This is a genomic window from Streptomyces chumphonensis, from assembly GCF_014779715.1.
Classification (GTDB): Bacteria; Actinomycetota; Actinomycetes; order Streptomycetales; family Streptomycetaceae; genus Streptomyces; species Streptomyces chumphonensis.
In genome coordinates this window covers 42123-64306 of record NZ_JACXYU010000008.1, presented here as the reverse complement: position 1 = coordinate 64306, position 22184 = coordinate 42123, and the positions used below count along the sequence as shown (strand labels likewise).

Genomic DNA, 22184 nt, shown 5'->3' with positions numbered 1-22184 from the left:
CGGTGTGCGTGGTGTGGCGTGAGGCGGGGCCGGGTCTGTGGGCTCGGCCGGAGTCGCCCCGGCCCTGAGACGACGAAGCCCTACGTGGATCGGGGAAGGTGAGGTCGGAAATCCGCCGGTCTGCGGGGGCGGGGTGCGTTTGGCTCGGACGGGAGGGTGCGAGACGCGCGCCCCGTGCCGGAGTGGAGGGCTCGTGCCGGTCTTCGTCCAGTTCGTTCTGCTGGCCCTGGCCTGGGGGTCGAGCTTCCTGCTGATCAAGGTGGGCCTTGACGGGTTGTCCCCGGCGCAGGTGGTCTGGGGCCGGATGGTGTCCGGTGCGGTCGCCCTGTGGGTGGTCGCTCTGGTCACCCGGCGCCGCGTCCCGCGCGACCCGGTGTTGTGGGGCCACCTGTCCGTCGTGGCCGTGCTGCTCTGCGTCGTGCCCTTCGCCCTGTTCGCCTGGGCGGAGCAGCGGATCTCCTCCGGTCTGGCGAGCACGTACAACGCCACGACCCCGCTGATGGCGGTGGCGTGGTCCGTCCTTCTTCTTCCGGCCGAACGCCTGACCCGACGGGGTGCCCTCGGTCTGCTGCTCGGGTTCGCCGGCGTGCTGGTGGTCCTCGATCCTCTCGGGGCCGGGTCGGGCGGCGGGGTCGGGGCGCAACTGGCCTGCCTGGCCGCGACGGCGTGCTACGGCATCGCCTTCGTCTACCTGCGGCGCTTCGTCTCTCCGCGCGCGTTGCCGGGGCTCTCCGTCGCCGTCGTCCAGGTGAGCGCGGGGGCCCTGGTGATGCTGGCGGCGACGCCCTTCCTCGATCGGAACCCGGTGGGGGAGGCGTCCGGCGCCGTCGTGTTGGCCACGGTCGTTCTGGGGGTCTTCGGCACCGGCTTCGCCTACGTCTGGAACAGCAACGTCGTCGCCGCCTGGGGCGCGGCCGACGCCGCAGCCGTCACCTATCTGACGCCGGTCGTCGGGGTCGCGCTCGGTGTGGCCCTGCTGGGTGAGCGGGTCACCTGGACCCAGGTGGCCGGCGCGGTCCTGGTCGTGCTCGGCGTGGTGGTGACCCACGGCCGTCTGCCCGGGAACGGTGTGCGGCGTCCGGTGGTGCGCCGGGGGCGGGGGTCAGGTGCCGACGCGGCCGGCGTCGAGGCGGCGGCCGCGGGTGGTGTCGACGACGACGGGCACGCCGTCGGGGACCTGTCCGTCGAGCCGGTCCAGCAGGCCGTCGATCGGGGGCAGGTCGCCCGGTACGCGCACGTGGACGTACAGCGTGCGCGAGACGGCGTCCACGCCGGTGACGGTGGCGTCCGGGTCGTCGGAGAGCCACTGGGTGGCCGCCTGCTTGGCCCGGGCCGTCCAGGTGTCGACCAGCAGGGTGAGGGCCGTGTTGGCGGCCAGGGGGACGAACACGACGGCGAACAGGGTGGTCATGGCGACGTAGGTGCGGCGGGCGAGTCGGCCGGTGCGCCGGTGGTCGGTCGCTCCGCCGTAGCCGAGGGCGGCGAAGATGACCATGCCGCCGAAGACGAGGGCGAACAGGTTGGAGACGAACAGCACGAGGGCGCCCAGGGCGAGCCAGACGGACTGGTGGCCCAGGCAGACGCCGGCGACGACCAGGGGCGGGACGAGGGAGATGGCGATGGCGACGCCCGGCAGGACGGCTGCGACGTCCCGACGGGCCAGGGCGACCGCACCGGCGAAGCCGGTCGCCAGGGCGGCGACGAGATCCATGATGCCCGGTGAGGTGCGGGAGGCGATCTGGGTGTTGGAGAGCAGGTCGTAGTCGCCGGGGAGGGCGGCGGACAGCAGCGTCCCGAGCACGATGACCAGGAGGCAGGCGAGGAGGACGGTGCGTGCCGCTCCGGTACGCCGCTGCTGGACCGACCCGAGGGCGATGCCCATGATCGGCGTGGACAGGGGGGCGATGATCATGGCGCCGATGACGGTCGCCGTGGAGTCGGTCAGGACGCCGCCGGTGGCGATGACGGCCGAGAGCGTCAGCATCGTCCAGAAGGCGGAGCGTTTGGCTCCGGTGTCTCCCGTGGAGAGGTCCAGGTCCTGGGCGAGGTCGTCCAGGGACCGGCGCTGGGAGGGCGGCAGGACACGGGAACGCAGTCCGCTGATCATGCGGCCGAGTATCCGGCGAGGACGTCCGCTCGCCGGGCAGGACACCGGCGGGTGCGCCATGTGGGGGAGTCGGGGCGGGTGTGCTGTCAAGCCCCGGGGTGTTAGCGCGGGGTGAGGTCGGACGTAGGCGCGGGGCGAACCATCGCAGTCACGACGTGCGGGGCGGTCGGGTCCCGCACGGCTGCGGAAGGGCGTTCACCATGCGGGAAGACGAGCGGGCGAGGGGTCTGGACCGGCGGCTGTTCCTCGGCGGGGTCGGGGCCGCGGCGGCGGGGGCGGTCGTGGCGGGGGCCACGGGCGGGAGCGCGTGGGCGGCGGAGGACCCGGGGTTCGAGGCGCTGCCCCGGGAGATGCAGGCGCCGGAGGGCGACGTCTCGGCGCAGGCGCTGCGGACCTTCAGCCGCATCGACGGTACGCCGGTGTACTACTGGCGGGGGAACAGAGGCAACACCGTGCTGCGCGACTGGCGCTGCACGCAGGGGTTCTACGACCGGCTGGTGGTGTGGATACGCGACCTGCGGGACCTGTCGTCGGACGGCGGGTTCGGCGGGGTCAAGTTCCTCGTCTCGGCCGGGTTCTACGTCAACCGGTCGGGCCAGCACGGTGCCGGCACGGCGATGGACCTGGACCTGGTGCGGTGGAACGGCGGCCGGCAGTCCTCGATGCTGGACGGTCACCACGCCGCGTCGGACCGCACCCTGCGCCGCCGCTACCTGGCGGTGGACGCGACCTGCCGCCGCCGGTTCCGGTACGTGCTCGACGGCTGGTACAACTCGGCCCACCGCGACCACATCCACGCCGACTTCGGCGGGCTGCCCACGCTGTGCCAGAAGGGCAGCTCCAGCGACACCAGGTTCGTCCAGGCCATGTGCAACAACTTCATGGGCTCCGGCCTGGCCGTGGACGGCATCTGGGGGCCGAACACCGACAACGCCTTCGGCCAGGCCAAGAACCGGCTCGGCATCAGCGGCAATCCGCACGCGGACCTCAACGCGTGGCGGAACATGCTGGCGCGCGTCGCCCGGCACGGGTTCCGCGACGAGGCGTTCTGACCGGCCCCGCCCGGCCCGTCACGTCGTCACGTCGCGGCCGGCCCGTCACGTCGTCACGTCCGCCGGTGGCAGCAGCCGGCGGACGTGGGCGGGCAGGCGCAGGCAGGCCGGGCCGAGTGCGTGGCGGAGCAGGAGGGCGCGGCACGCGTCGGCGTGCCGGTGCGCCGGGGCGGGGTCGCCCGCGAGCCGGTGGACGACGGCGAGGCGGGCGCGGGTGCGGGCGATCTCGACGGGCAGGTCCATGCGGGCGTAGAGGGCGAGCGCGTCGTCGAGGCGGTGCCGGGCGTCGTCCCACCGTCCGGTGCCGAGGGCCGCGTCGCCGAGGCTGCGCAGGACGCCCGCCTCGCCGGACGTCTCGCGCTGGGTGCGCAGCGTGGCCAGGACGCCGGTCAGGCGGTCGTGGGCGGCGTGCCAGCGGCCGTGGGCGAGGTCGACGAGGGCCCGGCCCCGTTCGACGTGGGCGGCGCCGACGTCGTCCCCGATCGCGCGGACGATGGCGTCGGCGGCCGTCAGGAGCTCCAGGGCGCGCGCGCCCTGCCCGGCGTCGCTGTGCGCCTCGGCGCAGCGCAGCAGCATCACGACCCGGGTGCGGTCGGCCCCGGGGTGGCGTTCCAGTGCCTGCTGGTAGCTCCGGACGGCCTCGGTCGGCTCGCCGAGGTCGGCCAGGACGTTCGCGAGGCCGGTGAGGGCGTAGACGTGGGCGCGGGCGGAGAGCCCGAGGTGCTCGGCGTCCTCGACGGTGCGCCGGTAGTACGCGGCGGCCTCGGTGAGCCGGCCGCGCAGGGCGGTGGCGCGGCCGAGCTGCCAGGCGGCGTCGGCGACGACCTCCGGGTCGCCGAGGTCGCGGGCGACCCGGAGGCCGCGCTCGGCGGCGTCCGTGAGCTCGGCGTAGCGGTCCTGTTGGTACAGGGTCCAGCAGAGGGCGAAGTGGAGCCGGGAGAGTCGTCGGTCGGCGGTGGGACGGTCCCCCCAGCTGGCGATGGCGGCCCGGACGACGGCCTCCCGCTCGGCCTCGTAGAAGCGGATGACGAGGTAGCCGCTCAGCTGGAGCGCGAGGTCGCCGGCCAGTTCGGGCAGGTGGAGGCGGCAGGCGTGCAGGGCCGCGTTCAGCAGGTTGGCCTGCTCGGCGGCGAACCAGCGTTCCGGACGGTCGCGGGCGGCATCGGCGGCATCGGCGGCATCGGCGGCATCGGCGGCGTCCGGCGGTCCGCCCGGGGCCGGGGTGACGGGGTCGAGGACGCCGCCGTGGCCGAGGCGTCCGGCCGCCTCGGAGGCGAGGGCGAGCCAGGCGCGCAGGACGCGCTCGACGGCGGCGTTCCGCTCCTCCTCGGTGTCCTCCGTGAGGGTGCGTTCGCGCGCGAAGTCGCGGACGAGGGCGTGCAGTTGGTAGCGCGGCTGGCCGGCCTGGTCGCGCCCGCAGGTCTCCAGCAGGTTGCGTTCGACGAGCTGGTCGTGGAGCCACGGCTCCGCCGGTCGTCCGGCCAGCGTCCCGACGACCCAGCCGGGCACGCTGTGGGATTCCAGCAGCGCCAGGCGGCGCAGGGCCGTGCGCAGTCCGGGGCCGAGGGAGCGGTAGCTGAGGGCAATGCCCGCGCGGACGTCGAGGTCGCCGGCGGCGAGCTGGTCGAGCCGGTGGTGCTGCTGGGCGAGCCGGTCCCGGAAGCCCGCCACCGTCCAGTCGGGACGGGCCGCGAGCCGGGCCCCCGCGATGCGCAGGGCCAGGGGGAGGCGGCCGCAGAGCCGGGCGACCTCGGCGGTGGCGACCCGGTCGGCCCCCGCCCGTTCGGCGCCGACGAGGCCGGCGAGGAGGGCGGCGGCGTCGGCGGGCGTGAGGGTCCCGACACCGAGGACCCGCGCGTCGGCCAGGGCGGTGAGGCCGGTCAGCCGGTTGCGGGAGGTGGCGAGTACGGCGCAGCCGCCGTCGGCGGGCAGCAGGGGGCGCAGCTGCGTCTCGTCGCGGACGTCGTCGAGCAGGAGGAGCACACTGCGTCCGGCGAGTCGGCTGCGCAGGTCGGCGACGCGCTCGTCGGCGTCGGTGGGGACGTCCTGGCCGTCGACGCCGAGGGCGCGCAGGAAGCGGGCGGCGGTCTCCGGGGGGTCGGCGGGGGAGGCGTGGGAGCCGCGCAGGTCGGCGTAGAGCTGCCCGTCGGGGAACCGGGCGGCGAGGCGGTGGGCGGTGTGCAGCGCGAGGGCCGTCTTGCCGACGCCGCCGGGCCCGGTGAGGACGACGACGGGCGGGCCCGGGGCGGGGTGCGCGGTGGTGCGTGCGGCGGGGTGCGCGGTCAGGGGCGACGGCGGGGGCGCGAGGGCGTCCCGCAGTTCGCGCAGGAGGGCCTCGCGGCCGTACAAGCGGGCGGGCGGAGGCGGGAGTTGGCGCGGAATCGGGCGGGCGCGGGATGGTTCCCCGGCGGACGGCCCGGTGCCCGGTCCTCCGGCGGACGGTTCGTCGACGGCGGGTCCCGCTGCCGACGGCTCCCGGGCCGGCGGCCGTGCGTCCTGACGCGGGCCCGGGAGGGGCGCGGGGTCCGCCGTCGCACCGCTGCGGCGCGCCGGCGGCCTCCGGCGGGCCGCGCCGCCGCCGCGGCCCGCGTCCTCCGGCCGGCCGGGGAGCGCCGGGGCCGCGCCGCGCAGGAGCTGCTCGTGCAGGTCGCGCAGGGCCGGGCCCGGCTCGACGCCCAGGTCCTCGCCCAGCCGCCGGTAGGCCCGCCGGTAGCTGGCCAGCGCGTCCGCCCGCCGTCCCTGGGCGGCCAGGGCGAGCATCTGCCGCCGGTACAGGTCCTCCCGGTAGGGCTGCTGCTCCAGCCAGGGCCCGACGTCCGCGAGGACGCGTTCGTAGCGGCCCAGCCCGAGGTGGACGTCCAGCAGCGCCTCGACGGTGCTCCAGCGCTCGTCCTCCAGCGTCTGCCGGGCGGCGGCGGCGAACGGCGCCGCGCAGCCGGACAGCGCCTCGCCCCGCCACTGGCCGAGGGCCTGCGTCAGCAGTTCGGCGGCGCGGTGCCGGGCGCCGGACTCGGCCGCGTAGCGGCCCTGGGCGGCGGCCGACCGGAAGGCGGCCAGGTCGGTGTGGTGCCGGGCGGGCTCCAGCCGGTAGCCGCCGTCGGCCGTGACGAGCACGTCGGCGCCGGCGGGACGGCCGGGGGCGGGGTGGTGCAGGCGGCGCCGCAGTCCGCTGACGAGGTTGTAGACCTGGGCGCGCGCGCTCTCCGGCGGTTCCTCCCACAGGAGCGTCACGACGTGGTCGGCCGTGAGGAGGCGGCCCGCGTTGAGGACGAGCAGGGCCAGCAGGGAGCGTTCCCGGCCGGGCCGCAGGGCGATGCGCACACCGTCGCACCGGGCCTCGACCTGGCCCAGTATTCCGAACCGCACTCGGCACGTCCCTCCGTGCGTCAACGCCGCCACACCGTCGCGGTGTTCGATTCCGCATGTTTGCCCAACCGGGCGGCGACCATGCGAACGCGGGATGGCGACCTCGCGTGCGTCGCCTCCACGGCGCACCGGCCGGCCACGGGCCGGTGGCCGAGGCGCCACGGGCCGGTGGCCTGCGCGCCGAGGGGTGCTGCGCTCAGAAGTTGATCATGTGTCCGGCCAGGCCGTGCACGGCCTCCTTGACGGCCTCGCCCAGCGTCGGGTGCGCGTGGACGTTGCGGGCGAGCTCGTGCACGGTGAGGTCCCACTGCTGGGCCAGCGTCAGCTCGGGCAGCAGCTCGGTGACGTCGGGCCCGATGAGGTGGGCGCCGAGCAGCTCACCGTGCCGGGCGTCGGCCAGGACCTTCACGAAGCCCGCCGTCTCCCCGAGCCCGTGCGCCTTGCCGTTCGCCGTGAAGGGGAACGTGGCGACCCGCACGTCGAAGCCCTTCTCCCGCGCCTGCTCCTCCGTCCACCCGAAGCTGGCCACCTGCGGGCGGCAGTAGGTGGCGCGCGGGATCATGACGTAGTCGAGCTCCATGGTCTCGGCCCCGGCCAGGGTCTCGGCGGCCACGACACCCATGGCCTCGGCGGTGTGCGCCAGCATGAGCTTCGCCGTCACGTCGCCGATGGCGTAGAGGTGGGGCCGCGTCGTGCGGCCGCGCCCGTCGACCTCGATCGCCCCGCGCTCGGTCAGGCCGACGCCGGTGTTCTCCAGGCCGTAGCCCGTGACGTTCGGGGCGAACCCGATGGCCTGGAGGACCTTGTCGGCCTCCAGCACCTGCTGCGCGCCGTCCCTGCCGGTGACCGTGACCCGCACCCGCGGTCCGGACTCGTCGATCGCCTCCACCCGCGTCGACGTCATGACGTCGATGCCGAGCCTGCGGTACTGCTTGGCGAGCTCCCTGGAGACGTCCGCGTCCTCCAGCGGCAGCATGCGGTCGAGGTACTCCACGACGGTGACCTTCACGCCGTAGTGGTGCATCACGTAGGCGAACTCCACGCCGATGGCGCCCGCGCCCGCGATGACGACGGACCGCGGGAGCTCCTCGGTCAGGATCTGCTCCTCGTACGTCACGACGCGCTCGCTGAGGCGTGTGCCGGGCAGCAGCCGGGGCGTCGCGCCGGTGGCGATGACGCAGTTCTCGAAGCCGAGGGTCGTGCTGCCGCCGTCGGTGTGCTCGACGCGCAGCGTGTGGGCGTCCACGAAGACCCCGCGCCCGTCGAACTCGGTGATCTTGTTCTTCTTCATCAGGAAGTGGACGCCCTTGGCCCGCCCGTCCGCCACCTTGCGGCTGCGCTGGAACGCCGCGCCGTAGTCGAGCGTGATCCCGCCCTCGGCGCGGATGCCGTACGTCTTCGCCTCGTGGGTGAGGAGATGGGCGAGTTCGGCGTTGCGCAGCAGGGCCTTGGTGGGGATGCAACCGACGTTCAGGCAGACGCCGCCCCAGTACTTCTGCTCCACGACGGCGACGCGCTTGCCCAGCTGCGCCGCCCGGATCGCGGCGACGTAGCCGCCGGGCCCAGCGCCGAGCACGACGACGTCGAAGCGCTCATCCATCGGTAGTCCTCTCCACGGTGCGGATGGCCGGATACGCCGATCATGCACCTTCGCGGGCCCGGCGCTGCGGTCTCCTCCCGGCGCTCCGCCGGTTTCAGGACTTCTTCGCCGCCCGCTTCATCTCCTGCTTGTACGCCCGCACTTGCTGGAGGGACTCGGGCCCGGTGATGTCGGCCACCGACCGGTGCGCCCCCTCCTCGCCGTAGCCGCCCGCCGCCTCCCGCCAACCGTCCGGCGTGACGCCGAGCTGCTTGCCGAGCAGGGCGAGGAAGATCTGCGCCTTCTGCTTCCCGAAGCCCGGCAGGTCGTTCAGCCGCTTCAGCAGCTCCCTGCCGCTGTCGGCGTCCCGCCAGAGCGCGGTGACGTCGCCGTCATAGTGCTCCACGAGGTACTGGCACAGCTTCTGCACCCGCCCGGCCATCGACGCCGGGTAGCGGTGCACGGCGGGCTTGGCGGCGAGCAGCTCGGCGAACGCCTCCGGGTCCTGCGCGGCGATCCGGTGCGCGTCGAGGTCGTCGTCGCCCATCCGCTGGGCGATCGTCCACGGGCCGTTGAACGCCCACTCCATGGGGACCTGCTGGTCGAGCAGCATGCCGACGAGGGCGGCGAGCGGGCTGCGGCTCAGCAGCGCGTCGGCGTCCGGCTGCTGGGCGAGGCGAAGCGACACATCCATCCCCCGATCATGCCCCCGCACCCCCACCCCCCGCACCCGGGGCCCCGTCCGGTGACTGCGAAGTGCTGCCCGACCCTTACGCAGCGTTGATCGGTGACGCTACGCTCTCCGTCACGCAGCGTGCGGGCTGTGTGATCCGATCGTGAACGGCGACGGGCCTCCGGTGTGCCCCGGGGTGGCCCGCATTCTTGGGGGGCACAGTGCGCGAGATGGTCAAAGGCGCGAACGTCGGCCTGGACGAGCTGAGCGAAAGCGTCGACGCGGTGGTCGTCCACCTCGGATGGAGCAGCGAGTCGGGTGAGGCCGATGCGGACGCCTCCGTGCTGCTCCTGGACGGAAACGGCAAGGTGCGCGGCGATGCCGACTTCTACTTCTACAACAACCCCACGGCCCCTGACGGGTCCGTGCAGCTTCTGGGGAAGCGACCGACGGACGACGGCAACGAGGACCGGGTCAGTCTGGACCTGGCGGCCATGCCCGGTGACGTGGAGCGCATCGCCATCGCGGCGAGCCGGTACGGCGAGGACTGCTTCGGGGACCTGAGCGCTCTGCGGCTGACCGTCACCGACCCCTCGGGCGAGGCGCTGCTGGAGTTCTCGATCCCCGACGCCGGGGTGGAGCGGGCGTTCGTCTTCGGCGAGTTCTACCGCCGCGACGGCCGGTGGAAGTTCCGGGCGGTCGCTCAGGGGTATGCCTCCGGCCTCGCGGGGTTGGCCATCGACTTCGGCATCGACGTCGACGAGGCCGAGGAGGCCGACGACGAGTCGGCGGACGGCACGGACGTCCCCTCTGCGGAAAGCGAGGTCGTCGCCGGGAGCGTGCCGGCCCGGGCCCCGGTGGAAAGCGGTGCGCCCGTACCCCCGCAACGTCGGCCCGAAGCGGCGCCTTCCTCCGTCACGACGGAGGAAGGCGAGGAACGCCCTGCCCGACGGCGGCCGCGTACCGCGAAGAAGAAGGTGACACTGCCCAAGGTCGCCAAGAAGTCGCTTGCCGAGAACGAGGCGTGGCGGCAGGCACGGTTGTTTCCCGCGTCGAGCCTGAAGAACGACCGAGAGCGCGAGATGCGCGCCACCTCCGTCCTGCTGTCGGTGATGACGCAGGTGCCCGAGTTCGGCCGTCGGCTCACGGCGGGCTTCGGAGCACCGGCCGGTCGGATGGAAACCTTCACCGAGGTCTCGCTTCCGCACGGCGACGCGCCGAAGCGACCCGACGGGGTCATCCGGGTGGAACGGGCGGGGCGCCTGTGGACGGCACTCGTCGAGACGAAGACGAACGGGAGCCCGCTGCGGGCGGAGCAGGTCCAGGACTACGTGGATGTGGCGGCCCGGAGGGGCTATGAAGCCGTGATCACGCTCTCCAACGACGTAGCGCTCGACGGCGGACCGCTGGGGGACGTCAAGATCGATCGCAGGCGGAAGCACCGGGTCACGCTCTGGCACCTCTCCTGGGCCGAGGTGACGCACCAGGCCCAGATGCTGATTCGGCACGAGGGTGTGGGCAACGCCGCTCACGCCTGGCTGCTCCAGGAGCTGCTGCACTATCTGCGGCACGACAACTCCGGCTGCCACGGGTTCCAGAACATGGGGCCCGCGTGGGTGCCGGTGCGCAACGGCATCGACACGGAGACGCTGTGCCACGGCGACCAGCGGGCCGTGGAGGTCGTCGAAAGCTGGGAGCGGCTGATCCGTCAAGTGTGCCTGCGGTTGGGGGGAGAGCTGGGGCAGCGGGCGCTGCCTGTCCAGCGCGTCCGCCGCAACAGCGACGCGGGGGCCCGTCGCGCCGCCCTCGCGGACCGGCTGTGCGCGGACGGTCGCCTGGAGGCCGAAGTACGGGTGGAGGGTGCTCCGGGGACCCTGGTCATCGTCGCGGACCTGCGCACCGGGAAGTTGCGGACGTCCATGGAGATTCCCCCCGCCGAGAGCGGCTACCCCCTCACCTGGGCGAAGCGCCTGATCCGCCAACTCTCCGACGCTCCGGCCGACCTGCACGTCGAGACGCTCCTCGAAGGCCGACCGAACGGTCCGCGGGGAACGCTCGAGCGGTTGCGACCCGAACCCGGCGACCTTCTCCCCCAGGAGTCCGACGTCCGGATCACGGGCTTCAAGCTGTCTCTCTTCAAGGGGATGGGCAGCTCACGCGGTCATGCCGAGACGGGCTTCATCCGCAGCGTGTACGACTCGGTGGACCGCTTCTGGAGCTCGGTGGTCGTGCCGCTGGAACGCCGTCCGCGACGCCGGGCCGCCGCAGGGTCCCGCGAGGACTGACAGCGAGGATGTGACGTGGCTTCTCCGACGGGCCTGACTCACGGACTGACCCGACGTCTCGACGGTCTTGTCCGGGATGTGTCGATCCGCACGGAGGAGCCGCCTCGCAGGCGACCGGACGGGCGTCCGTGACCTGATGGAGGCTCGGTCAAGAAGCCCCGCCACTCCGGCGTCCCCATGCGACCCCTGGACCGTCGAACCGGGTCGGTGGGGGATCACGCCTCGTAGGCGTCGGCGTCCCGTACGTACCGGCGTCCGGTGAGAGAGACGTGGGCGAGTTCGCCTTCGCCGGCGTCCCGCTCCACAGGCCCGCGGTCCTGGAAGCCCAGCTTCTCCAGCACACGCAGCGACGGCTGGTTGTCAGTGGTGACGTCCGCCCGAACCGAGGTGACACCGGGCAGCGCGAAGAGGTACGCGAGCAGCAGCTGTACGGCACCGGTGGCCAGGCCACGCCCCTGCTCGCCGGGGATGACCGTGTAGTAGATCTCCACCACCCCGTCCGTGTCCGTGGCGGTGCCCCCGATCGAGCCCAGGTACGAGTCGTCTGCCGCGTCCGCGATCGTCAGGGACAGCACCTCGTGATCGGAGCCGTAGGCGGAGATCACGTAGTCGAGCATGTCCTGCGCACCCTGCGGGGTCTTCTGCTCCGCCGTGAAGGCCATGTGGCGGGTGGCCTCGGGGTCGGTGAGGAAGGCCGCGAACGCCTCTCGGTCAGCGGGGCGGTGCCGGCGCAGGTTGAAGCCCTCGCCGGGCAGCAGTTCCGGACAGGGCAACGGCATGGTGACTCCACGAAGAACGAGCACGGGCGGACACGGTCTCAACGACTCCGAAGGGTACGTGCCACGCCCGCCACCCCAGCGGTACGTCCTGTCCGCTCAGCCGTGTGACCTCCAGAGGAGCGTCTACCGGGGAGTGGGGAGGGGGGTGGGTTTGCCGACGAGGGCGGTGGAGAGGACACGGTCGGCGCCGGGGAGGGCGGAGGCGCGCAGGAGGAGGCGTCGGACGCGGAGCTGCCAGGCGGACTCCGGCAGGAACCAGCGGGCGGCCTTGCGGGCGACGCGCTGCTTCTCCGTCACCACGGGACGCCAGGCGCGTTCGTAGCGGGCCAGCGCGTCGGTGACGGAGGGGGCGCGGTCCAGTTCCTCCGCGAGGAGGTAGGCGCCCGCGATGCCGAGGGAGGCGCCCTGGCCGGCGAGGAGCGAGACGGCGCCGCAGGCGTCGCCGACGAGGGTGACGCGGCCGTGCGTCCAGCGGTCCATCTCGATCTGGGCCACCTGGTCGTAGTACACCGCGTCGGCCGGCGGGCAGCGGTCGAGGGCGCGCGGCGCCCACCAGCCGAGGGTGCCGTAGGCGTGGCGGAGAGCGGCGCGCGGGTCCTCGGGGAGGGAGTCGGCGTCGGTGCGGTGGACGGCGAAGACGGCGGTGCTGCCGTCGCGCAGGTTGTAGAAGCCCATCTGACGGCCGGTGGTGTCGGTGAGCGCGAAGCGGTCGTGCACCCGGGCGTGGAGTTCGGCGTCGGTGAAGACGAACGCGGCCGTGTGGAAGCCCAGGTGGCGCAGGTAGTGGTGCTCTTCGCCGAAGACCAGACGGCGGACGGTGGAGTGGACGCCGTCGGCGCCGACGAGGAGGTCCGCGTCGAGCGCCGTCCCGTCGGTGAGGGCGAGGCGGACGCCGTCGGGGTGGACGTCGACGTCGGCGGGGCCGGTACGGTACCGGAGGTCGACGGCGGGGGAGAGGTGCTCGCGCAGGGCCGTCTCCAGATCGGGCCGCATCACGCTGACCAGTCGTCCGTCGAGCGCGTCGGCGAATCGGCGGTAGTCGAGCCCGGCGCGTCGACGACCCCGCTCGTCGACGTAGGCGGCCTCCCGGACGCGGTACCCGAGCTCGCGGATGCGGGGCAGGACGCCCATCGCGTCGGCGGCGTCGTAGCCGGGGCCGAAGAAGTCGATCATGTAGCCCTGGTCGCGTGGACCGGGGGCCTTCTCCAGGACGACGACGTCCCAGCCGTGCCGCTCCAGCCGCCCGGCGAGGGCGAGTCCGGAGATCCCGGCGCCGCAGATGACTGCCTTCATGTCTGGCCGTTCCTTTCGCCGGCCCGGCCGGCGGTGGGGTTCACGGGTGCAGGGCGCGCCGGAGCACGGGGGCGACGCGCGCGGAGGTCAGCTGCGCGTCGAGCGGCCGGTGCAGCATGACGCCGTCCAGCGCGGCGGTGAGGACGGCGGCGGTGTCCTCGGGCGCGGGGGCGCCGTGTGCGGCCAGCCAGCGGGCGATGCGGCGCCGGGTGGCGCCGAGGACGTCGGCGAGGGCGGCGCCCAGCTCCGGGTCGCGGGCGGCGGCCAGGTACACCTCGCTGAACAGGAGGGACGTGGTGTCCCGGCCGTCGTAGTGGTCCAGCGCGGCGAGCAGGCCGGTCAGGCCCTCGTCGAGTCCGTCCGCGCGGTCGAGGAGGGCGCCCAGCTCGTCGGCCAGCGCACGGACGGTCCCGAGCGCCGCTTCGGACAGCAGTGCCTGGAGTGAGGGGAAGTGGTAGTGGACGAGGCCGGGCCCCACGCCGGCCCGGTCGGCCAGGAGGCGGGTGCTGACGGCGCTCCAGCCGCGTTCCGCGATGAGTTCGGCGGCGGCCGCTTGCAGGCGCTCCCGCACCTCACGGCCGCGCCGGGCGGATGGCGACGCGTTCATTCCCGCTCCCGACTCCCGGTTCCGGACGCCCGAAACGGCCGCTGGGAGCAGCCGTTTGGGCGATCGCATTGGGCGACTGCCCAAACCATAGGCGTCCGGTGCCGGGGAGGGCAAGGGCGGACGTCCGGCCCCTGCGGCGGGCTCAGCCGAGGCGGCGCGTCCGCGGCGGACTCAGTAGGCGGCGGTGAACCGGACCCGCCGGTGCCGGGGGTTCTCGGCCTCGTCCAGCAGCGCCACGGCCAGGTCCTCCATGGAGATCCGGGAGTGGCCGTCGGCGTCGATGAGGAGTTCGTCGGCGCCCAGCCGGTACCGGCCCGTCCGCTCGCCGGGCTCCAGCAGGGAGGCCGGGCTCAGGTAGGTCCAGTCGACGCGGGTCTCGGCGCGGCAGATCGCGAGCTGCTCGTTGCAGGCCCGTGCGATGGGCACGAGGAACGGCGGGAAGTCGGGCTGGTCGAGGACGGTGCCGCCCGTCCCGGGCACGGTCAGGCCGCCCGCGCCGCCGACCACGAGGAGCCGCACGCCCGTCCCCGACGGGCCGGGCACCTCCGCGAGGGCGGACATCAGCGCGGCCGTGGTGCGGGGGAGTTCGTGCTCCTGCCCGGGGGCGGGACGCGTCGCGGTGATGACGACATCCTGGTCGGCCGCGAGCGCCGCGACGTCCTCGGGCCGGGCGGCGTCGCCCGTGCGGTGGACGGCGCCCGGGTGCAGGGAGGGGAAGCGGGTGGTGTCGCGGACGACGGCGGTGACGTCGTGGCCCCGGGACACGGCCTCGGCGACGACCCGGCTTCCCACGCCTCCGGCGGCTCCGAACACGGTGATGCGCATGGTGGTCAGCTCTTTCTGTCGATGACGGACGTCTCGGGTGGTTCGGTGGTGCGGGTGGCACAAGCGGTGCGGTGGTGCGGTGCTGCGGCCGTCAGCGGGCCGCCGCGGCCGACCCGGCCGACCCGGCCGACCCGGCCGGCTCGGCTCGCTCGGCCCGGGGCGCGGGCTGCCGCGCCGACGCCGCGACGACACGCTCCGCGTCCCGGCGCCGGGGCCGGGCCTGGGCGGCGACGAGCGCCGCGAGGACGACCAGCCCGCCGAGCACCTGCGGCGCGGTGAGCCGCTGGTCGAGGACGGCCCAGCCGAGCGCCGTCGCGACGAGCGGGCTGAGCAGTCCGAGGAAGGTGACGTTGGTGGTCGACAGGGCACGAATACCCCGGAACCACAGCGCGTAGGCCAGTGCGGAGCCGATGAGCGCGAGGTAGGCGTATCCGGCCAGGTTCTCCCCGGTCAGGGTGGCCGGGGGCGGGCCCTCGACGAGGAGGGCGAGCGGCAGCAGGACGACGCCGCCCGCGACGAGCTGCCAGCCGGTGACGGCCAGCAGGGGTGCGGGGGACGTCCACTTCTTGCTGAGGGCGACGCCGAGGGCCATGACCGCCGCGCCCCCGAGGGCGGCCGCGACGCCGAGCGGGTCGAGCCGGGCGTCGGCGCGCAGGACGAGCAGGCTCACGCCCGCGACCCCGGCCAGGCCCGCGAGGAGGACGCGCGGGGAGAGCCGTTCGCCGAGCAGTCCGGCCGCGAGCCCGGCGGCGATGAGGGGCTGTACGGCGCCCACCGTGGCCGCGACGCCGCCGGGCAGCCGGTAGGCGGCGATGAACAGCAGGGCGAAGAAGACGCCGATGTTGAGCGAGCCCAGGACGAGGGACCGCCACCACCAGGAGCCCTGCGGGAGGCGTCGGGTGAGGGCGACCAGCAGCAGGCCGGCGGGCAGCGCGCGCAGGACGGCGGCGAGGAGGGGGCGGTCCGGGGGCAGCAGCTCGGTGGTCACGAGGTAGGTGCTGCCCCACAGGGCGGGTGCGAGGGCCGTCACGAGCACGAGCGCCAGTCGATTGCTTAGCATTGAGCTAATATAACTTAGCGCTAAGATAAATGTCCACGGGGAGGCCCGGAACGCCTCGCCGGACGGGCGCAGACACGAGTCCATGGACACGTCCATGGGGAAGCGGAGGGCCGATGACCGGGGCATACGCTGACGTGGTGACCGATCACGTGGACCGGGTGCTCGCGCAGTGGCGGGCCCAGCGGCCGGACCTGGACGTCTCGTCGATGGCCGTCGTCGGACGGCTGTCGCGGCTGGCGCAGCTGTTCGGCGCCGAGATGCGCCGGACGTTCGCCGAACACGGCCTGGACAGCGCGTCCTTCGACGTCCTCGCCACCCTGCGGCGCAGCGATCCGCCGCACCGGCTGACACCGGCCGAGCTGATGCGGTCCGGCATGGTGACGTCCGGCGCCATCACCCAGCGGCTCGACCGGCTGGAGGGGCGGGGCCTGGTGGCCCGCACCCGCAGCGCGTCGGACGGCCGCAGCGTCGTCGTGGCCCTCACCGACGCGGGGCGGGAACTCATCGACCGGGTCCTGCCGGACCACGTCGCCACCCAGCGGCGGCTGCTCTCGGCGCTCGGCCCCGACCAGCGGGAGGCCCTGGCCGAGACCCTGCGGGTGCTGGCCGAGTCGCTGGACGAGACGCCCGGCTGACGCTGCCGACGCGCCCGGCCGGCCCGTCAGGACTTTCCACCCGGGTTCATGACGTGTCACAACCGGGTGCGGGAGACGTGGCGGTCCGACCGGTCACCGGTACCGGTCGGCGTCGTAGGCCGCCAGCGCCGCCTGCATCCGGGCCAGGTCACCGGGGCGGGTGGCGTCCAGCCCTGTCAGGGCCGTCACCCGCCGCAGCCGGTAGTCGAGCGTGTTCGGGTGGATGCTCAGCCGCTCGGCCGTGCCGCGCCGGTCCATGCCGCCCGCCAGGTACGTCCGCAGCGTCTCCAGCAGCTCCGGCCTGCCGACGAGGGGGGCCAGCAGGGCGGACAGCTGCGCCCGCGCCGGCCCCGGCCGTGTGAGCTGGTACTCCAGCAGCACGTCGGCCAACCGGTACAGCCCCGGTGGACGTCCCGAGGACTGTGCGACCTTCCGGACGTCCCCGGCCAGCCGCGCCCCCTCCCGGACGTCGTCCGGGGCCGCCACCACGGCACCCGCCGTGATCGTCGCGCCCGAGACCCGCGTCATGTGGCCGAGCACCCCGGCCGCCCAGGCGCCGGCTGCCTCCGGGACGTCGCCGGGAGCCGTATCGCCCGCCTCACCGGCCGGTTCGTGCTCCCACGGCAGCAGTGCCAGGCCGCCGTCCGCCGACAGGGCCGACAGCACCACCCCGCGCACGTGCCGCTCCAGCTCCACCCGCAGCCGACGCACCTTGCGGCGGCCCGCGACGACCGGGTCCACGCCGGGGGCCCGCTCGTCCCGGTGGCCGCCCACCGCCAGGCTCAGGACGAGGTAGCGGGCGGGCAGCCGGACGCCGGCCCGGTCGGCGGCGGCCTGCGCGGAGTCGCCGCCGAGCAGGGCGTCCAGCAGCGCCTGCCGCGCCGAGTGCTCCACGCCGGAGGCCGCCTGCCGCTCCTGCACGTATCCGCCGACCCCGGCCGCCGTCACCCGCTGGAGGTACTGCATGAGCAACCGGTTGAGCGCGAGGACCGCCTGGACGTCCTTCGGCCCCGCGCTCGGCGCCACCGCGTCCAGGCAGACCTGCGCGCCGAGGTGGTAGGCGCTGATCACGGAGTCCATGTGCAGCCCCTCCTCGGCGCGGCGCACCGCCGACTCGCGGATCCGGTCGAGCTGCTCGGGGTCCGGCAGCCGCCCGCTGCGCAGGACGTCCACGAAGCCCTGGACGCACTGGTGCGTCACGTGCAGGATCTCGCTGCGCAGCTCCTCCGGGGGCAGCGACGCGTAGGCCGGCAACTGCGCGGCGAGTTCGTCCACGACCTGTGCGGCGAGGTCCTGGGCCCGCGCGGCGAGGTACCGGTGCACGGGCACGCCGCCGAGGGCGATCTCCGCCGGTTTGGGATCAGTCACCACGGCACTGTGGCACGGAGTGACCGTGCCGTGGCGGAGATGAGGGCACGGTCACACGGCGCGGGCCCGCTCCGCCGACACGGCGCCGCGCTCCGGAGGGCCCCGCGGAGCCCGGCCGAACCGGCTCCTACGATGGTCGGGTGCACGGCAGCGGACCCTCGGCGACGCCCTCCCCCTCGCGGGTGCGGGCGCTGCTGGTGCTCGCCCTCCTCGCGGGGGTGCTGGGGATGCACGGACTGAACACGGCGCCGCCCGCCCCCGCCCCGGTGGCGCACTCGGCGCACGCCGAGGGCGCCGCACACGCCGCCCCGATGGAGACCTGCCCGTCGGCCGACGGACCCGCCCGGCACGCCCGGCACGCCGACGGCACCTGCGCGGCGGCCGGCACCGCGTCGGCGCCCCCGCTCCCGCCGCCCGCGTCCGGCCGGGCCGACACCGCCGCGACCCACGGGCCCGCCCCGTCCCCGCCCGGCGGCGCCGTCACGGCACGCGCGCCGCCGTCCCTCAGCGCGCTGCAACTCCTGCGCATATAGGCGACCCCGCACGGACCGGTCCGCGTCAGCGGTCGGCGCCGTGCTCCGGCACGTCTCGAAACCCTTCTCGCATCGCAGGAGTTCCCCATGACCGCACGTACCTCGGCCCGCCGCGCAGCCGCCCGCCGCACGGCGGGCGGTCTGGCCGCCCTCGTCGCCACCCTGGCCCTCACCGCCTGCGGCTCCGACGGCGACGGCACCACCGCGAACGACCGCGCGCCGGGCACCGAGCAGAAGGCGCAGCAGCACAACGCGGCGGACGTCGCCTTCGCGCAGGAGATGATCCAGCACCACCGGCAGGCCGTCGAGATGACCGAACTCGCCCCGGAGCGGGCCGGTTCCGCGGACGTCCGCGCCCTCGCCGTCGACATCGAGCAGGCCCAGGCCCCGGAGATCGAGACGATGTCCGCCTGGCTGCGCGGCTGGGGCGAGCCCGTCCCCGAGGCGTCCGCGGGGAGGGACCACGGCCCGCACGACGGCCACGACATGCCCGGCATGATGACCGGGGAGCAGATGGAGGAGCTGGCGGAGGCCGAGGGCGCCGCCTTCGACACCCTGTTCCTGCGCATGATGATCGAGCACCACGAGGGTGCCGTCGAGATGGCCGAGGACGTCAGGGCCGACGGTGCCCATGGGCCGACGCGGACGCTGGCCGAGGCCGTCATCGACGTCCAGACGGAGGAGATCGCGACCATGCGCGAGCTGCTCGGCACCGACGGCGACTGAGGGCGGCCGACGACGGAGCCCGTCCCCCGCACGTCTAGGATCACCAGCGGACGTAAGGGGGTCGGGCCCGTGTCGCTCATGACGAACGGTGACTGAACTCGGCGACATAGCCGTCGCCACGCTGGTGATGCTCTGCGTCGCCGCCGCGCTGGCCGGCTGGGTGGACGCCGTCGTCGGCGGCGGGGGCCTGCTCCAGGTCCCCGCCCTGCTGATCGGCTTCCCGCACCTGCCGCCCGCGTACGCGCTCGGCACCAACAAGGCGGTGGCGGTCGTCGGTACGGGGGCGGCGGCCGTCACCTACGCGCGCCGGGCGCCGGTCGACGTCCGGCTGGCGGCGAAGCTCGGTGGCGTCGCGGCGCTGGCGTCCGTCGGCGGGGCGTTCTTCGCGGCGGGCGTCGACAGCGCGGTGCTGCGCCCGCTGATCATGGTGCTGTTGTTGGCCGTCGCCGCGTTCGTCGTGCTGCGCCCGCAGTTCGGCAGCGCGCCCTCGGGCGGCCCGGTGACGCGCCGACGCGTCCTGCTGACGCTGCTCGTCGCCGGCGTGGGGATCGGCTTCTACGACGGGCTGCTCGGACCGGGCACCGGGACGTTCCTCGTCATCGCCTTCGTCGCGCTGCTCAACATGGACATGGTGACGAGCTCGGCCACGGCCAAGGTCGTCAACGTGGGGACGAACCTGGGCGCCCTGGCCATGTTCTCCGCCCAGGGCACCGTCCTGTGGCAGGTCGCGCCGCTCCTGGCCGTGTTCAACCTGGCCGGTGCCGCGCTCGGGGCGCGCATGGCGCTCCGGCGCGGCAGCGGCTTCGTCCGGGTGGTGCTGCTGGTCGTCGTCGTGACCCTCGTCGCGAAGCTCGCGTACGACCAGTGGTGGGCCTGACGCGACCACCGGCGCCCGTCAGCGCAGCTTGTGCGCCGCCGTACGCAGGGTGTCCCGGAAGTCGCCCACCGGCGCGGACTCCATCGGGCCCATCTGGCCCCACTGAACGACGGTCACGAACCTCCCGCTGCGGGCGACGCCGACGAGGTTCACGTCCCGGCTCGACCCGGGCATCTCGGTCTGGATGGCGTGGAACCGGCCGTGGTCGCGCTCGCGGACCGTGGCGCCGGGGTACTGCTCGGCCAGCCGCTCCGCGCAGTGCTCCACGGCGTCGCGCAGCTCGGCCGTCAGCCGCCTGGCGTCCCGGACGGTCGCGGCCTCGTGCACCGTCTGGTCGGCGGAGGTGTCCAGCTCGGTGAAGAAGTCGCGGTGCACCGAGCCGGTGTCGGGGACGCGGGTCCCCACGCAGAAGCGCTCGCCCCCGCTGCCGTCGGTGACCGGGCCCGCCGTCCACGGCGTCGGTGCCGGCGGGAGGTCCCCGGCCTCCAGCAGCGCGTACGGTGCGGCGTCCGGCTGGGCCGGCGGGGCCTCCCCGGCCTGCCGCGCCACGCGGACTCCGGCGTCGTCGGCCTGGGCCGCCCCGATCGCCGTCATCGTCAGGGCGGCGGCACCCGCCACGGCGGCGGTGGCGGCGGCGCGCAGGGAACGGGTCGTCAGTCTCATCGGCTCTCCTCGGTCGTGCCTGGTCATCGGGTGGGGCCCCGCCGAAGAGTCTGGGGGCGTTCGACCCCGTTCGGGGCGTGCCGGGGGACATCCGGGACGCCGGAACGCCGAGAGGTACGCTGAGCTGCGGGAACGGCACGGTTCCGGAACGGTCGGCGGGGGTGTTCAGTGGCCGGGCAACCGAGGGAGACGGCTGAGTTCGCGTCGGTGCTGCGCGAGCTGAAGGAGCGGTCGGGGCACAGCTACGGCTTCCTGGCCAAGCGGCTCCACATGAGCACCTCGACCCTGCACCGCTACTGCCACGGCGTCGCCGTCCCGGCGGACTACGCGCCCGTGGAGCGACTGGCCCGGCTGTGCGATGCGACCCCGGAGGAGACGGCGCGGCTGTTTCGGCGCTGGCAGGCGGCCGACGCCGCCCGCTCGGCCCCGGCGACCACCGCCGCCTCGCCCGCCCCGGGCCGCCATTCCGACGCCGATGTTCCGGACGACGCCCCCGACCCCGTACCGGTGCACGCCCCCGAGGCCTCGGACACCGCCCGGCCGGACGGCGCCGCACCGGACTCCGCACCGGACGCCGAGACCGCGCGGTCCGACACCGCGCCGCCCGACACCGCCCAGGCCGACACCGCCCAGTCCGACACCGCACGGTCCGACACCGCCCAGTCCGACACCGCCCAGTCCGACACCACGCCGCCCGGTGCCGGGGCCCGTCCCGCCCGCTCGCCCCGACGACGTGCCGTCTGGCTGGCCGTCGCCGTGGCGCTGGCCCTGGTGGTGGTCTCCGCGCTGGTGGCCCTGGTCCGGGCCGCGGACTCCGGCGCGGCGGACACCGCGGCGCCCGGCGCCCCGTCGGGACCGGCGGGGGCGCCGGGCGACGACGCGGGTGCCCCGGGCCAACGGCCGCCCGGCGGGGCCCCGGAGAGCGGCACGCCCGCAGCCGACGCCACCCGCCCGGGGGCGACGGAACCGGGCGGCACCACGTCGCCGCACCCGCCCGGCGGCGAGGCGGGGCCGTCCCGACCGGACGGGGGCGGCCCCCGGGAGGGCGACGGCCCCACGCCGCTGACGGTCACCACGCGTTCCCACGTCTGGGCGGGCCACTGCGATCACCGGTACCTGATCGACCCGGGGACGGCGTCGCCGACGGACGTCCCGGCGCCGCCGGTGGAGCAGGACGCCGCCGACTGGGCGACCGGGGTGGCCGCCGTGCACGGCGGCCGGACGAACGTGGAGGTCACCGTGCAGGGCGTGGGAGACGCGACGGTCGTCCTCCGGGACCTGCACGTGCGCGTCGTGGACCGGCGGGCGCCGCCGCCGTGGTCGGTGTACGCGATGTCGCCCGGGTGCGGTGGCGCCCTCACCCCCGCGCGGTTCACCGTCGATCTCGACGCCGACCGGCCGCTGGCGCAGCCCGTCGACGGCTACGACGCGGAAGGACCGGGGCGCACGCTGCCCGCCACCCGCTTCCCGGTGACGGTCTCGGCCGCCGACCCGCAGGTCCTGCGGGTGGAGGCGAGCGCGTCGCGCTGCGACTGCGACTGGTACCTGGAGCTGGAGTGGTCGGCCGGGGGCCGGGAGGGCGTCCTCCGCGTGGCCGCCGCGGGTTCGGCCGGGCGACCGTTCCGCACGAGCGGCGCGGAGGGGCGTCCGGTGTACGTCCACGAGGAGGGCCGGGGCTGGACTCGCGAGGAGTGACCGCCCGCGTCGGCCCGGACGCGCGGCTGAACCGGGGGCGGCCGCGGAGAGCGGGGGAGTT

General features: G+C 74.8%; 18 protein-coding genes and 1 pseudogene. 8 read left to right on the top strand and 11 right to left on the bottom strand.

Translation table 11 applies throughout. The features are described from left to right. Positions 1-37: 37 nt before the first annotated feature. Positions 38-1030 (top strand): annotated as a pseudogene (locus IF129_RS16275) (DMT family transporter); the annotation flags it as partial. 72 nt (positions 1031-1102) lie between these two features. On the opposite strand, the gene IF129_RS16270 reads toward IF129_RS16275, so the two are convergent. Further along, the gene (locus tag IF129_RS16270; protein ID WP_191210398.1) at positions 1103-2107 is read right to left on the bottom strand and encodes a TIGR00341 family protein; all 1005 of its coding nucleotides are present in this window, start codon (positions 2105-2107) and stop codon (positions 1103-1105) included. Between the two features lie 200 nt (positions 2108-2307). On the opposite strand from IF129_RS16270, the gene IF129_RS16265 reads away from it, so the two are divergent. Then, complete coding sequence (locus IF129_RS16265; protein WP_191210397.1) at positions 2308-3159, top strand: extensin family protein; 852 nt, start codon at positions 2308-2310, stop codon at positions 3157-3159. Positions 3160-3204: 45 nt separating this feature from the next. On the opposite strand, the gene IF129_RS16260 is transcribed toward IF129_RS16265, so the two are convergent. From IF129_RS16260 to IF129_RS16250, 3 genes are all read right to left on the bottom strand, one after another. After that, positions 3205-6525, bottom strand: coding sequence for an AfsR/SARP family transcriptional regulator (locus IF129_RS16260; RefSeq protein ID WP_191210396.1), 3321 nt, complete (start codon positions 6523-6525; stop codon positions 3205-3207). A gap of 196 nt (positions 6526-6721) precedes the next feature. Further along, entirely contained in the window at positions 6722-8125 is a 1404-nt protein-coding gene (gene lpdA / locus IF129_RS16255) for a dihydrolipoyl dehydrogenase (protein ID WP_191210395.1), read from the bottom strand. A 94-nt stretch (positions 8126-8219) separates the two neighbouring features. Continuing rightward, positions 8220-8798: an HhH-GPD-type base excision DNA repair protein gene (locus tag IF129_RS16250; protein ID WP_191210394.1), complete on the bottom strand. Its 579-nt coding sequence runs from the start codon at positions 8796-8798 to the stop codon at positions 8220-8222. 209 nt (positions 8799-9007) lie between these two features. On the opposite strand from IF129_RS16250, the gene IF129_RS16245 reads away from it, so the two are divergent. After that, the gene (locus IF129_RS16245; protein WP_191210393.1) at positions 9008-11062 is read left to right on the top strand and encodes a TerD family protein; all 2055 of its coding nucleotides are present in this window, start codon (positions 9008-9010) and stop codon (positions 11060-11062) included. A gap of 215 nt (positions 11063-11277) precedes the next feature. On the opposite strand, the gene IF129_RS16240 is transcribed toward IF129_RS16245, so the two are convergent. The 5 genes from IF129_RS16240 to IF129_RS16220 all read right to left on the bottom strand — a co-directional run bounded on the left by IF129_RS16240 (position 11278) and on the right by IF129_RS16220 (position 15626). Then, the gene (locus tag IF129_RS16240; protein WP_191210392.1) at positions 11278-11841 is read right to left on the bottom strand and encodes a GNAT family N-acetyltransferase; all 564 of its coding nucleotides are present in this window, start codon (positions 11839-11841) and stop codon (positions 11278-11280) included. Positions 11842-11964: 123 nt separating this feature from the next. Continuing rightward, the gene (locus IF129_RS16235; protein ID WP_191210391.1) at positions 11965-13134 is read right to left on the bottom strand and encodes an FAD-dependent monooxygenase; all 1170 of its coding nucleotides are present in this window, start codon (positions 13132-13134) and stop codon (positions 11965-11967) included. Positions 13135-13174: 40 nt separating this feature from the next. Further along, positions 13175-13741: a TetR/AcrR family transcriptional regulator gene (locus IF129_RS16230; protein WP_191210390.1), complete on the bottom strand. Its 567-nt coding sequence runs from the start codon at positions 13739-13741 to the stop codon at positions 13175-13177. A gap of 171 nt (positions 13742-13912) precedes the next feature. After that, complete coding sequence (locus tag IF129_RS16225) at positions 13913-14566, bottom strand: NAD(P)-dependent oxidoreductase (RefSeq protein ID WP_191210389.1); 654 nt, start codon at positions 14564-14566, stop codon at positions 13913-13915. Positions 14567-14657: 91 nt separating this feature from the next. Then, positions 14658-15626 carry an EamA family transporter gene (locus IF129_RS16220; protein ID WP_191210388.1) on the bottom strand — a complete coding sequence of 323 codons (969 nt, stop codon included), beginning with the start codon at positions 15624-15626 and terminating at the stop codon, positions 14658-14660. Positions 15627-15763: 137 nt separating this feature from the next. On the opposite strand from IF129_RS16220, the gene IF129_RS16215 reads away from it, so the two are divergent. Further along, on the top strand, positions 15764-16261 hold the full coding sequence (locus tag IF129_RS16215) for a MarR family winged helix-turn-helix transcriptional regulator (RefSeq protein WP_191210387.1): 498 nt from the start codon (positions 15764-15766) through the stop codon (positions 16259-16261). 93 nt (positions 16262-16354) lie between these two features. Here IF129_RS16215 and IF129_RS26975 read toward each other — a convergent pair whose 3' ends face one another. Beyond that, a complete protein-coding gene (locus IF129_RS26975) occupies positions 16355-17629 on the bottom strand; it encodes a PucR family transcriptional regulator (protein ID WP_318153779.1) in 1275 nt (424 codons plus the stop codon). Positions 17630-17769: 140 nt separating this feature from the next. On the opposite strand from IF129_RS26975, the gene IF129_RS16205 reads away from it, so the two are divergent. The 3 genes from IF129_RS16205 (at position 17770) to IF129_RS16195 (ending at position 19765) form a co-directional block, all read left to right on the top strand. Then, the gene (locus tag IF129_RS16205) at positions 17770-18162 is read left to right on the top strand and encodes a DUF6153 family protein (RefSeq protein WP_191210385.1); all 393 of its coding nucleotides are present in this window, start codon (positions 17770-17772) and stop codon (positions 18160-18162) included. Positions 18163-18249: 87 nt separating this feature from the next. Further along, the gene (locus IF129_RS16200) at positions 18250-18888 is read left to right on the top strand and encodes a DUF305 domain-containing protein (protein ID WP_191210384.1); all 639 of its coding nucleotides are present in this window, start codon (positions 18250-18252) and stop codon (positions 18886-18888) included. 127 nt (positions 18889-19015) lie between these two features. Next, a complete protein-coding gene (locus IF129_RS16195; protein WP_191210538.1) occupies positions 19016-19765 on the top strand; it encodes a TSUP family transporter in 750 nt (249 codons plus the stop codon). Between the two features lie 18 nt (positions 19766-19783). On the opposite strand, the gene IF129_RS16190 is transcribed toward IF129_RS16195, so the two are convergent. Continuing rightward, positions 19784-20428 carry a hypothetical protein gene (locus tag IF129_RS16190; protein WP_191210383.1) on the bottom strand — a complete coding sequence of 215 codons (645 nt, stop codon included), beginning with the start codon at positions 20426-20428 and terminating at the stop codon, positions 19784-19786. Positions 20429-20596: 168 nt separating this feature from the next. Here IF129_RS16190 and IF129_RS16185 point away from each other — a divergent pair, with 168 nt between their 5' ends. Further along, the gene (locus IF129_RS16185) at positions 20597-22123 is read left to right on the top strand and encodes a helix-turn-helix domain-containing protein (RefSeq protein WP_191210382.1); all 1527 of its coding nucleotides are present in this window, start codon (positions 20597-20599) and stop codon (positions 22121-22123) included. Positions 22124-22184 lie beyond the last annotated feature (61 nt).

What these genes read in the sequence shown, in the direction of transcription:
- lpdA (WP_191210395.1), bottom strand. Translation starts at nt 8,125, where the DNA reads ATGGATGAGCGCTTCGACGTCGTCGTGCTCGGCGCTGGGCCCGGCGGC.
- IF129_RS16220 (WP_191210388.1), bottom strand. Translation starts at nt 15,626, where the DNA reads ATGCTAAGCAATCGACTGGCGCTCGTGCTCGTGACGGCCCTCGCACCC.
- IF129_RS16190 (WP_191210383.1), bottom strand. Translation starts at nt 20,428, where the DNA reads ATGAGACTGACGACCCGTTCCCTGCGCGCCGCCGCCACCGCCGCCGTG.
- IF129_RS16225 (WP_191210389.1), bottom strand. Translation starts at nt 14,566, where the DNA reads ATGCGCATCACCGTGTTCGGAGCCGCCGGAGGCGTGGGAAGCCGGGTC.
- IF129_RS16200 (WP_191210384.1), top strand. Translation starts at nt 18,250, where the DNA reads ATGACCGCACGTACCTCGGCCCGCCGCGCAGCCGCCCGCCGCACGGCG.
- IF129_RS16250 (WP_191210394.1), bottom strand. Translation starts at nt 8,798, where the DNA reads ATGGATGTGTCGCTTCGCCTCGCCCAGCAGCCGGACGCCGACGCGCTG.
- IF129_RS16235 (WP_191210391.1), bottom strand. Translation starts at nt 13,134, where the DNA reads ATGAAGGCAGTCATCTGCGGCGCCGGGATCTCCGGACTCGCCCTCGCC.
- IF129_RS16270 (WP_191210398.1), bottom strand. Translation starts at nt 2,107, where the DNA reads ATGATCAGCGGACTGCGTTCCCGTGTCCTGCCGCCCTCCCAGCGCCGG.
- IF129_RS16240 (WP_191210392.1), bottom strand. Translation starts at nt 11,841, where the DNA reads ATGCCGTTGCCCTGTCCGGAACTGCTGCCCGGCGAGGGCTTCAACCTG.
- IF129_RS16195 (WP_191210538.1), top strand. Translation starts at nt 19,016, where the DNA reads ATGCTCTGCGTCGCCGCCGCGCTGGCCGGCTGGGTGGACGCCGTCGTC.
- IF129_RS16245 (WP_191210393.1), top strand. Translation starts at nt 9,008, where the DNA reads ATGGTCAAAGGCGCGAACGTCGGCCTGGACGAGCTGAGCGAAAGCGTC.
- IF129_RS16265 (WP_191210397.1), top strand. Translation starts at nt 2,308, where the DNA reads ATGCGGGAAGACGAGCGGGCGAGGGGTCTGGACCGGCGGCTGTTCCTC.
- IF129_RS16230 (WP_191210390.1), bottom strand. Translation starts at nt 13,741, where the DNA reads ATGAACGCGTCGCCATCCGCCCGGCGCGGCCGTGAGGTGCGGGAGCGC.